Here is an 18,137-nt window from a genome sequence, read left to right as displayed (position 1 = left end):
ATATTATAATTTAATTTTAGTCGCTTTATTAGTCAACGGTATTTCATACGCTCCTCTTACCTTTGGGTAAGAAAGTTTTATGTCTTTATCACTTCTTAAATAAGCGTTTGGAGTAAATTGGTTTTGACTGCTCAAAGTAATTTCCACTTCTTCTGTTTTTGTATTATAAGTAATGGTATCAAAAGTTCCTGCGTCTAATGTCAACCACAATTGTTTTGGTGCAATGAAAACTTTAGATTTTGCTGCAGTAGTTAATTTTACGTTTACCAAATCGCCTTTTACAGTAACATTACCACCAAAAGCCAGCCAACCTAAATCAGCATCTTTTGTAATGTAAGTTGCTGTATTTACCGCATAGCCATAAAAACCAGAACCATAATCTCCAGACAAATAATCAATTCTTAGCTCTGTTGGATAAGAGTGAAAAGCGGCAGAACCAAATCCGTCTTCGGTAATGTTTGAAATTCCGCCTAAAAGACCGCCATAACCTACTTTCAATAAATACAAATCATCCGATTTTTTTCTGTATTGTCTCAATACCGGAATCGCATTCAAAGAAGAGCCATAATGATGAATCTGGCGTTCTACTCTTGACAATTTTCCTCCGTATAAAAAATCCCAATATCTTCGTGCATTACCGTTATAAGCCCAATGCGGCATTGTTGGCATATAAGCTAAAATTGCGTTTAAAGTTACATCAGCTTTTTCATCATAACCAAAATAATCCGACCACATATATACTTCTTCCTGACCAGTAGAATCCCAAGGCATTTCGCTTCCAAAAGGATAATCCAATGCTTTCCAATGATTGGCTCTTTCTTTCATTTTTGCTTCCAAATCAGTGGCCATTTCGGTCATATTTTCATTTTTCAAGTCTTCCAAAATCAACAGGAATACAGAACCTTCCATTTGACCAAACTGAGCATAATAAGGTGCCAGTTGTGTCATTGCAATTGAAGTATGGTAAGCTTGTTTTAAATACCAATCCCAAGTTCTGGTTTCCACCAAATCTTTATTGTATCTCGCTAATCGATACAATGTCCAATAAGCAGCCGCGACATGAGGATAGTTATAAGATCTTCCCGGATCGTTTGCCTCTTTATGTTTCCAGGCCGCCCAAGTTTTATAATCTACATCTGAACTGTAAGTTCCTTTTGGCAGAGAATCTGGTTCGTAATAAAAAACACTTTTTTTAACTCCGTATTTATTCTTGCCTTCACTGTACTGGATATTTCCCCAAAGCGTTTTATCTACAAATTGCTCTAATTTTTTGATTTCTTCTTTATCTGGCTGAATATGCTGTTTCATAATTGCGGCCAACCATCCTCCTGCTCCACCTTCGTCACTTAAACCAGCCACCCAAGCCCTGCTGTCCTGAGTCAGTTGCTTTTTAGTTTCGTAATCATAACTAATTACCGAAGGGTTTCTTTTGAAAATAGGATCCGGCTGATCGAACCATTGTGCTGTCGTTAAGAAATGACCAAAATCTTTAATCACTTCATTTTCAGGTTTGATAATTTTATAATTGATGGTTTGTTTTATACCATTTTTATAATTGATTGTCAATACAGCACGTCCCCATTTTACACCATGAACGCTATATTTTTTTAATCCTTTTGGCGTTTTTCCTTCTTCTTTGATTTGCAATGCTCCTTTAGGTTCAATTTCAAATGAGCTTACCTCGCTTTTATAATTCAAAAACAATTGCGATTTAATATCCTGAGGCAATACATATCCCGGAATACTGGTTGCAACAGGAAGTTCTTCTTTTACAAGTGTATTTTGGATATCTTCAATTCCTTCAGAAAGTACGAGCTTTAGAGAGAAGTTTTTAGACTCTTTTGGTTTCAATACTAATGAAGTCGGTGTATTCCATTGCTGTGCATTTTTCCACTCATTTTCTGCGTAAGCTTTACTGTAGACCATCCATTCGTGAAAACCTTCAAAAACAATACTTCTCGGCGTCGGATCATCCAATAACGGACGATACGCTTCAAAAGGCATATTCTCTTTTGGAAGCACTACTAATGCAGGCCCTTCTCCGCTTAATCTTTTTACTTCCAGATAACCAGCATCCCTTCCTATATATGGATCAAAAAATACATTTTGAGCGTGGGTTTCATTCAGTGATTTTCCTTCTAAAATATTATTGAAAACCATTGGAATACCTAATGCGCCAATCTCAATAGGATTATCCGATTTATTCGTAATTTCAAATCGCATTACCAATTGATTACCATCAAGTTCGTAAAAGCGTTTAACAGTAACTGGAATATTACTTGGTAAAGTATTCGCTAAATCCGCTGCCGCTAAGATTTTTGATGAAGTTTCCAAAGGAGTAATAGCTGCGCGTTTTGCGGCTGTAGAATAACTCTGCCAATCGCCATTGCCTTCTTTAATTCTTAAATTGATATCTCCAAGATGATACAATCCGTCTTTATCTCTAATTTCAAGTCGATCACTAGGCGTAAAATCAAAGTTTAAGTTTTTAATGGGTCTTAAACCTGCAACTGTCTGCGATGCTTTTACCAGTTTTAATTGAAAAGCAGGTGTATTTATTTTTTGATAAACTTCTGCAATACCCAAAGAAGGTGTTTTTTGTTCAATTCTACTCCAATAATCCTGAGCCTGAATACTTAGTGTACAGCCCAAAAATAATAATAAACCAAGTCTGTATTTTTTGTTTCCCATCTTTGTTTATGCTTGTTTAGTTTGTTTTTTGTTTGGTTTTGGTCTTGTTTTTTATTTCAATCTATTTCAAAGTAACATCCAGATAAACCGAATGACGTCCGTATGTATTGTAAAATGGTTTAAATTGAATTCCGTCAACAACAAATTCTAATTTCTCCGGATCCCCTTTTATTGATTTGCTTAAATCTTTAGCATCTAAAGTTATTTTTCGCCATTCTTTAAGCGGTTCTGTTTCCTGAGCCGCCAATAAAACCGGCCCATAAAATAAACTGGCAATATTCTGCTGATCCATTACAGGATCTAAATGAAATTGAAAAGGCATACGTAATTCAATTTTATCTCCGTCTTTCCACTTACGGTTTAAAGTAAGATAGCTTCCAGGAACCGCTTTTACTTTGACCTCTTTTCCATTTATTTTTACAAAAAATCCTTTCGTTGCCCAATGTGGTACACGTACATTTAAATCAAATTTTCCTTCTCCTTTGATCGTTAATTGTGTATGATCTTCATTTGGAAAAGAAGTCGTCTGTTCTATCGTTACATTTTTTTCTTTCCATTTTACTGTTGATGGAACATATAAATTAACATATAAAGCCTGATTGTCAATGCTTTTAAAATAAATTGAATTCTGCAATTTGGTGCTGCTTTCCAAAGCTGTTCCGTTACAACACGTAAAACCATCCATTTTTGGATTACCAAATTGTTTTATTGAACCTGGTCTCAAAGGAACATGGTAGGTATTGGCTGGTGTATTCTCTGCTACCGAAGCCAAAATATGATTGTATAAGCCTCTTTCATAATAATCCATATACTCCGCACGCTGATCGTAAAGGAATAAACCGCTGGTTAATTTCAGCATATTGTAAGTCGCACAAGTTTCGTTTTGTCCGCCTGCAGAAAATCCGTTCTCATAAATTGTTGATGGCTGACTGATAAAACATTCCGCATTGGCAGGATTACTTGCCCCAGCAACACCTCCAATGCTGTACATATAATCATTTGTGGTTTTATACCAGAAATTATCAGCAATACGATAATAATCAGGTGTTTTGGAATCGTGATACATTTCAAGCGCACCCACAATCTGTGGAATATGCTGATTGGCATGTAAACCACGAAAAGTATCTACATTTTTTGCTAATCCGTTGGAATGTTTAGCATCACCATAAAATACTTTGATGTTATCGAATAACTGAGCAACTTCCAGATATTGTTTTTCATTGGTGATTCGGTAAAGGCGTGCCATCACTTCATTCATTCCTCCAAATTCTCCAGCAATATATCTGTTCCACATGCTGATTAGCGTTTCATTAGGCAATTTTTTCATTCTAGCATACACCCAATCTCCCATTCCTTTGGATATTTCGAGCGCTTTCTCATTACCGCTTACTTCGTAAACATCTAATAAACCAGCCAAAATTTTATGTAAAGTATAATAGGGTGCCCAAATTTGTGTTTTCTGTCCTCCGTAATTAGCGCCTTTTTCCAACATTATAAATTGATCTGGTGGATAAGCGCTGATAAAACCTTTTCCCCAATTCCAATAATCGGTACGAATTCCTTCTGTACTTAAATCAGAATCATAGGCTGTTTTACCTGGGCCGAAAGGAACCGCTGTTGGATCTGATACTGAAAGTCCTCCAGCTGTTTGAGGTTTTCCAGATAGTTGAGCCAAATCATAAAGCGTATCGACCAGATAATTCATTTTTTTTGCGAAATCTTCGTGCAACGCACTGTCATATCCTGTACTTGCATACGCCTGAGCGATTGCTGTTAAATAATGACCTGTTGCATGACCTCGCAGTTTGGTATCCTGTGTATCCCAAACCCCTAAAGCTTCTGCATTTTCGGGTTGTTTTTGTCCAAAAGCGTTGCGAAACATATATAAGAACGAATCCGGATTTGTTGCTGCAAGTGTTTTAATGAACTTCTCTCTATTTTCAATAAATTTTGTGTCATGTCCATGAGAATCTGAGCTTAATGTTACTTCATCTAAATTAAACACTTTTAGTTTAAGTTCTGGAGTCGCAGCTTCTTTTGCCGATTGAACGGTAACAACTGCTTTAGGTTTTAATTCTGTACCTGAAACTATTCCGGTCACAGTATATTGTCCTGCTTTTAGCACAGAACTATTATCCGTCGGTGCAGGCCAAATTACTTTAACTTCGGGACCTTCAATTCCGTTAGCATATATTCCTTTTAAAGTTCCGGGTAATCTAGGAAGATCTCCCACTACAGTCTGTACTTTGATATCTGAAACGCCCGTTAGATATTGATTATACAATTGAGGAGTTTTCACAGGATATTTTGGCAGATCGCCTGTCGGCTGTTCTGGTTCCTCTTCTTCAGCTTCACTTTTTAAAGAATTATGGTAAATTTTTCCGATCTGTTTTTCTGTTAAAGGAACTCTGTAGATTCTAAAATCATGTAATTTGGCTTTTAAATAAGGATCTTCGGGCGAAATTGATTTCCCAATATTCAAAACATTATTTTTAGCTGTATTAGAATCAAACAATTGATCTAGTTTTAATTTTGCAATTTTAGTTGTTCCTGTTAAAATGCCATTAACATAAGTATTTAAAGACTTTGATGGAATATCAATTACAACTACTAAATGAACCCATTTATTAGTTTCTAAAACAGGGCCATCAGTCTTATACTTTTCTCCTACTGTAGTAATTTCCGTTTGCAGGTTATTCTTTTCTTTATTTCCAGTCGGAGCAACAAAAAAATGAGTTTTGCTGTTTTTTCCGAAATCAAAAAAATGCTGATTTCGCTGATCAGAAAGTAAATAAATCCATCCTGAAATACTTAACGATTCTTCATTTGCAAATACACTTCCTGGAATCGTAACATAAGCATTGCTGCCTGCTGTCAAAGAAAGTACTTTTCCAAATTGAGCATCATTTTCAAATTTCATTTTGGACTCTGACATAATACCATGCAGATTATTTCGAGACCAATCCTTTGCATCGCCATCAAACACATAACGAGCAATCAATTCTGTTTCGCCAATACCGTCCAGAATTTGATCTCCGCCTTGTGCCCATAAAGTCGTTTTATTAAAGGAGCCCAAACTCAACATTGCAAATAGTAATAGTCTAGATAATTTCATATAAAAAAAAAGTTTAATATTTCAGTTTTAACTTAACCAGAAGAGTTCAAAACATATTTAATCGTGTAAAATACACATTTATCAAAAATAGCCAATAATTCTTAGCTTATTGAATGTTTTAACAATTGTAAAATTAGAAGCAATTAGCAAAATAATCCAACCATATTTTATCCTAAGCCAATACTATATTATCTTAAATTAAACATTTTAACAGTTTTACAGAATAATTCAGATAACAATCAACTAAATAAAGGAGCAGTAAACTTTATTACAATTAAGGTTCAAATAATCCAAACCGTATTAAACAATTTCCTATTTTAGTGGCACTTACTTAAACCTTACCAAGACTACAACTTCGATGAAATTTTCTAAGAAAAATTATTATTACGCCTTACTGTTTTTCCTATTTAGTAACCTAACCAGTTACAGCCAACAGAACTATAGTTTTAACCATTATCTGGTGGAAGATGGACTACCACACAATATTATCAATCACATTATTCAGGATAAAAAAGGATTTATGTGGTTTGCTACCACTAATGGTTTGAGCAAGTATAATGGATATCGATTCAAAAACTACAAAACAGAAGCTACGGATAAAGTTTTGATGAAAAACAACCGTATCGATTGGATTACCGAAGATGCTTATGGAAAAATTTGGATGCGCACTTTGTCCAACAAAAACAAAGCTTACTGCTTTGATCCTGCTCTAAACGAATTTTGGGGAGCCGAACTAATACCAGAAGTAGTAAAAAACAATATAGAAATTACTCAGATACTTCCTCAAAAGTCAGGTTTGGTATGGCTTATCACAAAAAACAATGGTTGTATCGCCATTACAAACAATAGTTATTCCTATCAAATTTTCAGCAAAGACAATAGACGATTAAATAGCAATAAAGTCATAACTGTTTTTGAAGATCATTCCAAAAACAGCTGGATTCTAACGGAGCGTGGTATTATGCAGCTAAAAGCAAATCAACTTCAGACCAATCCAAAATCGCTTTTAGGAGCAAATGAACAATCTAAAACATTTTACTGCGCACTGGAACTGGAAGACGAAATCTGGTTTGGAGGCGCTGACAGCAATTTGCTTCAATATACAAAAGGAACACAAAACTATAGAACACATCAATTAGGTTTAAAGGGCGAGATTATTATTCTAAAAAAAGTAGACCCTTCCACAGTTATCGCCATAACTGAGCAGGCTGATTTTTGTCTACTGAACATTTATACTGGACAAACAAGTAAGTTTAAAACTTCTGATATAACAAATCTCGAACAAAAGAAAATAAACGTTATAAGGCTAACACAAGATTTATTATGGTTTACCAATAATGATGAAGCCGGAATTTACGCTGTGAATATAAAAACTAAAAAAGTAAGTTATTTTCCCGCAGGCGCTGATGAAACTGGACTAACTCAGTTTTCAGTAAAAGCGACAGTATTAACCAATACAAAAGGAGAAATCTGGGTGCAACCCAATAATGGCAGTTTTTCAAAATATGATGTTGCTACAAATCGTTTAATTCCTTTTGAAACTACAGCTTATTTTCCCAAAGGAAACTTCAGTAATAAATTTCATATTGCCTACTTTGACCGACAAGGTAATTTATGGTACAATACACAAACAGCAGGAATTATAAAAGTTACTTTCAGTCAAAATAATTTTAAAGCTTTAAAAATTGAAAATCCTCAAATAAAATTAGGCATTAAAGATGTACGTGCCATGTTTCAAGACAAAAACGAAAATATTTGGGTAGCCAACAAGCAAAACCAGCTCATTCTTTTTGACAAAAACTTTAAAAAACTCGGATGTATTTCACCTGATGGTCAATTAGTTCCTCAGGCTGTTTGGAAAAAACCAATTTACAGCATTATTCAAGACAAAGAATCTGTAATATGGATTGGTACACGTGGAGACGGACTCTTTAAATTTACTCAAAAAGATCAACACTATAGCTATCAAGTTCAACGCTTTAAGAATATAGAAAATAATCCGAACAGTTTAAGCAATGATAATATTTATACCATTTTTGAAGATCAGTCTAAACGTTTATGGGTTGGCACTTTAACTGGATTAAACTTAATTCGAAAACGAGGAAATACTTTAGATTTCATCAATCAAAATGGCCGATTAAAGAACACGCTGCTTGAGAAGCATTTGCATATTCGCTGTATCAAACAGGACAAACAAGGCATACTATATATAGGTTCTACCACTGGACTATTAGTAGTAGATGGTAAAAAAAGGTTTCCAGAACTAGTTTCTTCTATTAAAGTTTATGAAAAAACACAGCAGGAAACAGCTTGTCCAAAGAGTAATGATATTATTGATTTCTGTATGACTAAAAGTGGTCAGGCATTTATCGCAACTGCTGATGGCGGCATTAGTAAAGTCACAACCAGAGATGCATCGGGATATCCAAAAGAATTCAAACATTATACGCAAAAAGAGGGACTTCCATCCAATAATATTTTATCATTATTGGAGGACAATGATCAAAATTTATGGATCACAACTGATTATATCTTGACGCGCTTTAATCCTAGAGCAGAACTTTTCGAAGTATATTCGGAAGTAAAACCAATTATGACCTTTAATAATTTTACCGAAGCGACAAGGATTAAATTACAAAGCGGCGAATTATTGTTTGGTTATGCCGAAGGATTACTGCATTTTTTCCCAAACCAGATAAAATCAAATAATACTATTCCAACATTAGCCTTAACAGATTTTCAGGTTTACAATCAAAATAGTAATAATGCTCCTTTTAATTTATCATACTCGATAGACAGTAATCCTGTAATAGAATTAAAACACAATCAGAACTTTTTTAATATCGAATTTGCAGCATTGGATTATATCAATCCTGAAAATATCAAATATGCTTATAAATTGGAAGGTTTTGATGAAAATTGGAATTATACCAACGATCAGCATGCTGCCTTTTATACCAATGTTCCAAAAGGAAATTACATTTTCAAGGTAAAATCGACCAACAGTCAAGGAAACTGGGTAGCCAATGAAAGACAGATCAATATTACTGTACAGCCAGCGATTTGGAATACCTGGATTGCCTATATTATTTACAGTATGCTTGTACTCGGTATTATTTGGGGGATTAATCATGTAGTTTTGACCATGTACAGACTCAAAACCAATACGCAAATGGAGAAAGATATGTTTGAAATGAAACATAAATTTTTCATTGATATTTCACACGAACTCCGAACTCCTCTTACTTTGATTACGGGGCCTGTTGATTATCTTATTAATGATTCCGGAACTTCTGAAGTAGTAAAAAAACAATTAACTTATGTGTCTCAAAACACCAACCGACTGCAACGATTGGTTAATCAGATACTAGATTTTAGAAAGATACAGGATCAAAAACTGCAAATCTCAGAAATCAATCTTACTGTATTTGCCAATGATATATTCAACAACTTTCTAGAGACTGCACAAGAACGAAATATAACCTATCTGTTTGAAGTTGAAGGAGAAGATTTTCGTTTATGGGCTGATAAAAGCGCCTTAGAAAAGATTTTAATGAATTTGCTATCCAATGCTTTTAAGTATACTCCAGACGGAAAATCGATTACATTAAAAATTACAAAAACGTCAAACCAATTGCAATTGCAGGTTATCGATTCTGGTTTAGGTATTCAAGAAGATTTTCAGAACCGTATTTTTAATCGATTTTCATCTTATAACACCAATGCCAATAATCCGAGTACTGGAATCGGACTTTCTATGGTTAAGGAATTGGTGGAACAGCATCATGCTGAAATTACTTTTAGCAGTAAAGCCAATGAAGGAAGCACTTTTACTTTACGCTTTAAAATTGGCCATAATCATTTTAATGATGATGTAGAAATTCTTAATGAAGAACCTACAGCAATAATTGAGATTGCAAAAGAAGAAAATACGATACAAAAAACAAATGAAAAAGTCAAAGTATTAGTTGTTGAAGATGATTTGAATTTACGCACTTTTATAAAAAATGTATTGGAAGAAGATTATGAAGTAATCGAAGCCGAAGATGGCGAAGATGGATACCAAAAAATAGTCGAAAACACTCCCGATTTTGTAATTAGCGATATTATGATGCCAAAACTTAACGGAGTAGATTTGCTGAAGAAAATTCGAAACAACATAGAAACCAGCCACGTTCCTGTTGTATTATTAACCGCAAAAACAACAATAGAAAGTCAGTTGGAGGGAATGAATTATGGCGCCGATGATTATATTACCAAACCTTTCAGCGTAAGTTATTTACGAGCCCGTATTGTCAATTTACTAGAACAGCGCAAACGCTTACAAAGCATTTTTGAAAACTATGACAAGAATACCTTAAAAAACGAACCTAGTCCTAAAGAAGATTACGAACCTAAACCACATTTAGTAAGTGATAAAGACGAAGAAATAATGCGTAAAATCATGGATTGCATCGAAGAAAATATCGACAATAATGAATTTTCTGTTGAAATTCTCGGAAGTACTGTAGGTTTGAATCGAACGACTTTATACTATAAAATCAAAAGCTTAACGGGCTATTCCCCTGTTGAATTTATTCGTGATATCAGAATAAAACGTGCTGCACAACTATTATCGGACAGCCAGTTACTGATTAAAGAAATAGCCGATATGACTGGTTTTTCAGATATGAAATATTTTACCAAATCCTTTAAAAACAAATACGGAGATACTCCAACAGAATACCGACAGAAGCATAAAGCGTAAAAGTTAAAAAGATTACGTAATCAGTAAAAATCTAAAAATAGGATTCTAAATTTTAATTCAACCACAAATTGCACAAATTCACACAAATTAATTTGCGAAAATTTGTGCAATTTGTGGTTATATAAAAAAAAAAAACAGAATCCTTTACGCATAAAAAAAGAAGTCCGAAGACTTCTTTTATCCTAGTGCCAATGAAAGTAACTAATTACAATTAACCACAAAAATACTTAATGACTTAAACCATAACCACCAGATCGAAAAAAAATTAAACTTAAACTTAAAACCTTATTTTTCAATTTTAGAGACTCTAAACCAGTCCACATCGGCATAACCGGCATTATTTATCGTTCCTTCTCTTAGAGCTACAAAACCAACTTTTGAACCTATCCAGGTTCCCTCAGAAGCAATAAATTCAGAACCGGCTTTTATATACTTTTTATCATCTAAACTGTAATAAAACTGGCACTTCCCTCCTTTTTGAACCGTTACTCTGAAATAAAAAGTATTATTAGAAAGTGCTGCAATTTCAGTTGCAGTTTCTACAGCTCCTTTATCGGCCTTAGAGGCTGATAACTGCATTAATTTTAATTGACCATTAATTTGTTTAACCGTTAAACTGCTATAGCTTCTTCCCATCACAACCAATCCAAATTGTTCATTATCAAAATTGGGCGTAAATGTTATTTTAGAAGTTGCCATAAACTCTTCAGCAGGAAATTTTTGCGCCAGAATATTAGGCACCTGCCATAAACTTTTAAAATCCGCTGGCTTTGGAATACAATTCAAACGGAAATAGCCCATACCAGCTGAAGGATAACCCCAAACCAACTGTTTATTTGCATGCCACTGCCACTGAAATCCTTGCACAGGTTCATTAAATTCATCTGAATCTGGAGGTGTTGCTAAAGGATATTGTCCATTTACGTTAGGTTTTTTAAAAGTCAATACAGGTTCTCCAATACCATTTTTATCATTATCTACTCCCATAACCGGCCAGTCATTTTTCCAACTCATCGGATTTAAATGCACCACACGGCCATAAGCTCCCTGATCCTGGAAATGTATAAACCAGTCTTCTCCTGTTATTGTATCAACCCAGGCTCCCTGATGCGGACCATTTACAACTGTTTTTCCTTGCTCCAAAACAACCTTTTCTTCATAAGGTCCATATATAGATTTTGATCTTAGGATTAACTGCCAGCCTGTTGCCACACCACCTGCCGGAGCAAAAACATAATAATAACCATTGCGTTTATAAAACTTAGGTCCTTCAACAGTCGTATGATTTTTATGACCATCAAACAAAAGCACCTCATCATCATTAGCCATACAGCTTAAAGGATCTATGGTACAAAGCATTAAAACACTTTTAGTTCCAGCACGGCTTCCCGCCAACGCATATCCTAGATAAGCCTTCCCATCTTCATCCCAAAATGGTGCAGGATCTATAATTCCTTTGGCAGCTTTAATCAAAACAGGTTCTGACCATTTACCATAAGGATTTTTAGTTTTGGTCATATAGATTCCGAAATCGGGATCTGGATAAAAAATATAATATTCCTCGTTATGAAAACGAATGCAAGGCGCCCAGACCCCATTTCCATGCTGTATTTTATCATAGGTTTCTACAGGAGGCTGTTTTGGCAACGCATAATTCACTAACTTCCAATTGACTAAATCATTGGAATGCAGAATTGGAAGTCCTGGAATACAATTAAAAGACGAAGCAGTCATAAAATAATCTTTCCCCACACGGCAAACATCGGGATCGGAATAATCGGCGTAGATAATTGGATTTTTATAATTTCCGTTTCCTAAGTCGGATACCCAAACCTTAGAAAGCGTTTCTGTATTTTTTTGTGCATAAACACAACCCATTTTTGTCAGCACTAAACAAGCAAGTGCTACATATTTTATTTTCATCTGAATATATTTAATTTCGATTTAAGATTAAAGAACCGCCCATTGAGGATGCTTTTCCAGCATTAAACAAGCCATTATAAATGGACCAATCGCCTTTCCATCATTAGATCTAACCGCTTCATGAATATAATAATCATAAGTGCCGTTTCGAACCAGATTGTCTGCTGGACCTAAACCAGCACCTGCACAGCAAGATGTAATCTCTATTTGATTATTGGCGTCTGTTTTTATAAACTCTTTCCTAAAACCTGAATAGGCTTTTTTCAGGTTTTTCAGGTATTTTTTATTTAAGACTTCTAATTGAATTCCTTTGGCCAAGCCATAAACAAACATAGCTGAAGCAGTGGCTTCACGATAATTTCCTTCTCGGTTTGGATAATTAAGCACCTGAAACCATACGCCTGTAGATGGATCCTGAGCTTTTATAAGCGCATTGGTCAGATCTTGAAACATTACTTCTAAAGCTTTACGATCTTTGTGATTGGCAGGAAGATATTCTAAAACATCTATCAATGCCATATATAGCCATCCTACGCCACGTCCCCAAAAGTTTTGGGATAGTCCGGTTTTAGGATCAGCCCAGTAAACTGTTTTACTGGCATCCCATCCGTGATAATATAATCCTGTTTTGGAATCTTTTAGATATTTCTGTACCGTCAGCAATTGACTAGTAATATCATCAAAAGCCTGCGGATCATTAAATGTAGCAGCATATTGTGCATAAAACGGAAGTCCCATATACAAACCATCTAACCAAACCTGATTGGTATAAATTTTCTTATGCCAGAATACTCCCTGATCAATTCTGGGCTGTTTTTTTAATTGTTCATGAAGTGTTTCAATCGCTATGCGGTAGCGTTCGTCTTTTGTTTTTTCATATAAAAAAAATAATATTTTACCCGAATTAACATCGTCGAGTTTAAAAGACTCTAAACGATAGCCGTCAATAATTCCTTGCTTGTTAATCAATACATCAGCATAAGTGTTTTTGACATAATCGAAATATTTTGGATTGTTTTTCTCTTTACTGACTTCTTGTAATGAAAGACTAACCAAACCTTGTACATAACCCCATGAAGGCTTTTGCTGAAAATCGGTCATCCATGCATCTGGATTATTATATAGTACAGATTCGGCTAGCTGTACTGAAAACGGCTTTTTTTGATTCTGCCCAAATACGATTACTGAGCAGCATAAAAGAGCCAAAATAGTCAATCGCCCCAAAATCTGTCTTTTTAATTTTTCTTTTTTAAACTTAAACATAACAATCTTAAATTAATCGAATAGTATTCATTCATGACCGATATTCTGGAAAGAATGATTTAAAAATTTATAATCACAAAACTACTTGCTGACAAGGAACAAAGAGAGGTCAATATGCAAAATGTAAGGGGGCATTTGACAAAAAATTGCCTTCTCAGCAATATCAAGTTAAAAGACGACGGAAATCATTATAAAAAGATATCCCCTTTTCAACTTATTCTTCGGCATAAAAAGTATAAATACCTCCTTTTTCTGTTTTGATATCATATTCAAAAACTTTCGGACTTTTTATACCAATTAGTTTCGCTTCCGCTGAAATAATTGGATTTTGTATGTCCGGAATTTTGAAAAAGAAATTAGGATTTTCACCTCTAGCAATTGTCAAAACTTTCCCTTTTAGTTTTGAGTGGCTTCTTAAGCGAAGATTTCCTCCAAGATTTGATTTTATGGTTACTGATGTAATTTTTCCTTTATCCCATTTCATTTCTCCAATTTCAAAACCACCCTGAGCTTTCAATCCTGCAACATTTCCTTTTTCCCATTCATCTGGCAAAGCTGGTAATAAATGAACTACGCCATCATAACTTTGCAGTAACATTTCAGATATGCCAGCGGTACAGCCAAAATTACCATCGATTTGAAATGGCGGATGTGCATCAAAAAGATTCGGATACGTACCGCCTGATTCTCCTTTACTTTCCATTGGCGCAGGACGAAGCTGATCTTTAATCAATTTAAAAGCTTTATTACCGTCTAACAATCGAGCCCACCAATTTACTTTCCAACCCATTGACCAGCCGGTAGAAACATCTCCTCTGGATATTAATGTATTCTTTGCTGCTTCAACCAGTTCGGGCGTTCTTAAAGGAGATAACTGACCTGAAGGAAACAATCCGTACAAATGCGAAATATGTCGGTGTTTATCATTTGGCTTATCCCAATCGTGCAGCCATTCCTGTAATTGCGAATACTGTCCTATCTGCATAGGCGGTAATCGTTTTAAAGCTACAGCAACGGAATCAGCAAAATTCTTATCCGTTTCCAGCACTTTAGAAGCATTGATAATATTATTAAAAAGATCAAAAACCAATTGATTGTCCATTGTAGTTCCTGCTGAAACCCCAACACCGCCTTGATACGTATTTTCAGGAGAAATGGATGGAGATACTACTAACCATTTTTTCTCTGGTTCTTCCTGCAATACATCAAGATAAAACTGCGCCGCTCCTTTCATAACTGGGTAATACTCTTTTAAAAATGCTGTATCGCCTGTATAAAGATAATGTTGCCATAAATGCTGGGTTAACCACGCGCCACCCATAGGCCACATTCCGTAAAATCCGCCATCTACTATGCCTGTTATACGCCATAAATCGGTATTATGATGCAGGTTCCAGCCTCTGGCATGATACATTTCTTTTGCGCTTTCTTGTCCTGTAACAGCTAAGTCTTTCAACATGCTGAAAAGAGGCTGATGCATCTCACTCAGATTGGTTGTTTCAGCAGGCCAGTAATTCATTTCGGTATTAATATTTACGGTGTATTTGCTATCCCAAGGCGGACTTAATTTATGATTCCAAATTCCCTGCAGATTCGCTGGCTGATTCCCCGGTTGTGAACTGGAAATTAGCAGATATCTTCCGAACTGAAAATAAAGCGCCACTAACTGTGGATCATAATTTGTATTGAATTCTTTAATTCTTATATCGGTTGTTTTCTTTGACTGAGGAGAATCGCCAAGATTCAACGAAACTCTATTAAAATATTTCTGATAAGCCGAAATATGATTTTGATAAGCTGTCTCATAGCTTTTCTGAGAAGCTTTTTCTAAAATAGTTTTAGATTTCTGAAACGGATTTTCTGAAAGCTCTTTATAATTTTTAAAATTAGTAGCCAATGAAATTCGGATTACAACCTCATCTGCTTTATCAATGAAAAGCTTCTCTTCTTTTGCGGTTAATGTTCCTCCTTTTAAAGTACATCCGACCTGACCAACGTAATTTATTTTTCCAACTTTATTATCAACACTACCAGAAGTACCTTCGAAAATTAGTCTATTTTCTGCCGTTCTAACGGAATTCAATACTTGCGGGCTTGTAGAAGTTATGGAAAAACTAATACTCTTTTTCTTGTCTGCGGTTAATTTTACAATAACGACATCATCAGGAAAAGAAGCTAAAATTTCTCTTTTGTATGATATGCCGTTTACTTTATAACTAACGGAAGTGACCGCTTTTTCAATATCCAAATCCCATTTATAATTAGAAAACTTTTCGTGTTCAGGAAAATCAAACCATAAACTTCCTGCGGTTTGATAGGGCATTCCATAATTTAAATCTTTTGGAGCCTGTCTTAGGAAAGTTTCATTAGAAAGGTCTTGAGCTTCCTTATATTTTTTATCGAAAATCAGTTTTCGAATAGTTTCAATATTACCAAAGGTATTTTTAGGCACATTATTTCCTGGTTCCCCTGCCCAAATGGTTTCTTCATTCAGCTGTAATTCTTCTTTTTTAGGATTTCCAAAAACCATGGCACCTAAACGCCCGTTTCCAATAGGAAGCGCTTCGTTCCAATTGGATGCTGGTTTGTCGTATTGCAACACTAGTTTCTGAGCATTTAACTGGACAGTTGCCATTATGAAACAAAGGAATCCAGTTATTCTTTGATATTTTACTATTTTCATTTTGTACTAAAGATAAAACACGTTTCCAATAGTCGGCTTACCTGCAAAAAACAAAACTATTTTCTGCAGGCGGGACTGACTAAAAAACAAAAACGAATTGAATAATTCTAAAAAGGATTATAATTTTAACTGCTCTTCGGTCTGTTTAACTACTATGCTATTCATGTAGACCTCGATATTATCATAGGTTTTGCTAAGATGATGTTCATTTGCATCATTTTTTGAAGGATCAAGACCATTCTTTTTTTCCCATTCATCCGGCATTCCGTCATTATCAGTATCCTTTAAAGGAATAGCTGAGGCTAAATTTGGCCATCCGCCTACAGCATTCTGACTGTCTATGATTCCATTTTTACTGCCATTTCCGCCATCAGTAATTGTTACTTTACCGCTTTTCACATCATTGATGATACGAATATCAATTACATCACGAACCAAAGAAGCTCCAGCATATTTTAATACCAAATCATACGCTTTTTGAGCTGTATGAGTCGTAACAGGCAAAGCATTATGAGGTTTATTTTGTTTAATTGCATTTTTATCTGCATCCGAAACTACACCATAACCTAGGGAAAATTGATTGAAAACACCATAGGTCCAATTGTCCTTTGTCGTTTTTGGAGACCCTTCGATTACATTTCCATCGATATAATATTTTCCCCAAATATTATATACAGGATTGGGAGAAATAATCCCTTTCGTATTTTTATCAATAGAAATAATACGATCCTTTTTTACAGTTGCTGGCCCTGGTTTGTAATAACAGTTTACAATATTGACATTCATAGCTTCGCCACCATAACAGCTATTTCCTCCCCAATTGTAAATTACATTATTACGTAAATCAACTAAATCGGTAAGTGCAAAAGCATGATTGGCATATTCGCCCAAACGAGGATTACGACTGTCATTACTGGCTACTAAATTATGATGGAAAGTGGCATTTTTACCGCCCCAAATTCCTCCATATCCATGAGATCCTTTAGCATGAAAAGAGTTTTTTAAAGCTTCTGAAATAATGCACCACTGTAGCGTAAAGTTTTCGTTCTGATAAAAAGAAACACATTCATCTGTGGACCAGCTTACAGAACAATGATCGATAATTACATTTTTCTGAAAACGTCCGCCAAGTGCATCCGCTTCAATTTTATTTACATCTCCCATTCGGAAACGAAGGTATCGCATGATAACATTATCAGCGCTCACACTTACATCGTAGTGCGCCACACAAATACCGTCACCCGGCGCGGTCTGACCTGCAATTGTAATATCCTTGTTTCTAATATGCAGCGGTGACTTTAAATAAATCGTCCCGCTGATATCAAAAACAACAATCCTTGGCCCTTTTTGGTTGATGGCATATCGTAAAGTACCCGCTGTATCAGTGTCTTCTAAAGAAGACACTTTAATTACTTTTCCCCCTCTTCCGCCTGTGGCTTTAGCACCTCCGCCTTCTGCACCTGGAAAAGCAAAAGCTTCCTCTATTATAGGCTCTTTATTTATGATTTTATCTTTTAAAGCATCTGAAGTATGACTCCATTTTTCAGCGGGTATAAAAGATAATATACTGTAAGTACAAAATATTCCTAATACAGTACCAGTTAGTTTTTTATGCATGATAAGTATAGTTATTTAGTCTCTGTTTGCAGTCTCGGTCTCAGTTTGCAGTCTCAGTTTTCAGTTTTAGTCTCCAGTTTAAAAAACTTTGCATCTTT

7 protein-coding genes are annotated in these 18,137 nt (G+C 35.1%); 1 reads left to right on the top strand and 6 read right to left on the bottom strand.

What is annotated here, in order from left to right:
- Nucleotides 1–3: 3 nt before the first annotated feature.
- Nucleotides 4–2,691, bottom strand: coding sequence for a DUF5695 domain-containing protein (locus GSY47_RS09595; RefSeq protein WP_179006014.1), 2,688 nt, complete (start codon nt 2,689–2,691; stop codon nt 4–6).
- A gap of 61 nt (nt 2,692–2,752) precedes the next feature.
- The gene (locus GSY47_RS09590) at nt 2,753–5,806 is read right to left on the bottom strand and encodes a beta-L-arabinofuranosidase domain-containing protein (protein ID WP_179006012.1); all 3,054 of its coding nucleotides are present in this window, start codon (nt 5,804–5,806) and stop codon (nt 2,753–2,755) included.
- A 358-nt stretch (nt 5,807–6,164) separates the two neighbouring features.
- On the opposite strand from GSY47_RS09590, the gene GSY47_RS09585 reads away from it, so the two are divergent.
- A complete protein-coding gene (locus GSY47_RS09585; protein ID WP_179006010.1) occupies nt 6,165–10,553 on the top strand; it encodes a hybrid sensor histidine kinase/response regulator transcription factor in 4,389 nt (1,462 codons plus the stop codon).
- A gap of 285 nt (nt 10,554–10,838) precedes the next feature.
- Here GSY47_RS09585 and GSY47_RS09580 read toward each other — a convergent pair whose 3' ends face one another.
- The 4 genes from GSY47_RS09580 to GSY47_RS09565 all read right to left on the bottom strand — a co-directional run bounded on the left by GSY47_RS09580 (nt 10,839) and on the right by GSY47_RS09565 (nt 18,039).
- The gene (locus GSY47_RS09580; protein ID WP_218651433.1) at nt 10,839–12,476 is read right to left on the bottom strand and encodes a glycoside hydrolase family 43 protein; all 1,638 of its coding nucleotides are present in this window, start codon (nt 12,474–12,476) and stop codon (nt 10,839–10,841) included.
- Between the two features lie 27 nt (nt 12,477–12,503).
- Nucleotides 12,504–13,739 carry a glycoside hydrolase family 88/105 protein gene (locus GSY47_RS09575; protein WP_179006008.1) on the bottom strand — a complete coding sequence of 412 codons (1,236 nt, stop codon included), beginning with the start codon at nt 13,737–13,739 and terminating at the stop codon, nt 12,504–12,506.
- 214 nt (nt 13,740–13,953) lie between these two features.
- On the bottom strand, nt 13,954–16,422 hold the full coding sequence (locus GSY47_RS09570; protein WP_179006006.1) for a glycoside hydrolase family 95 protein: 2,469 nt from the start codon (nt 16,420–16,422) through the stop codon (nt 13,954–13,956).
- 117 nt (nt 16,423–16,539) lie between these two features.
- On the bottom strand, nt 16,540–18,039 hold the full coding sequence (locus GSY47_RS09565; protein WP_179006004.1) for a pectate lyase: 1,500 nt from the start codon (nt 18,037–18,039) through the stop codon (nt 16,540–16,542).
- Nucleotides 18,040–18,137: the final 98 nt, after the last annotated feature.

This window comes from Flavobacterium quisquiliarum (assembly GCF_019308285.1).
In the GTDB taxonomy this organism is placed as follows: domain Bacteria; phylum Bacteroidota; class Bacteroidia; order Flavobacteriales; family Flavobacteriaceae; genus Flavobacterium; species Flavobacterium quisquiliarum.
The sequence above is the reverse complement of the archived record's forward strand: the minus strand, read 5'-3'. Positions and strand labels throughout refer to the sequence as shown.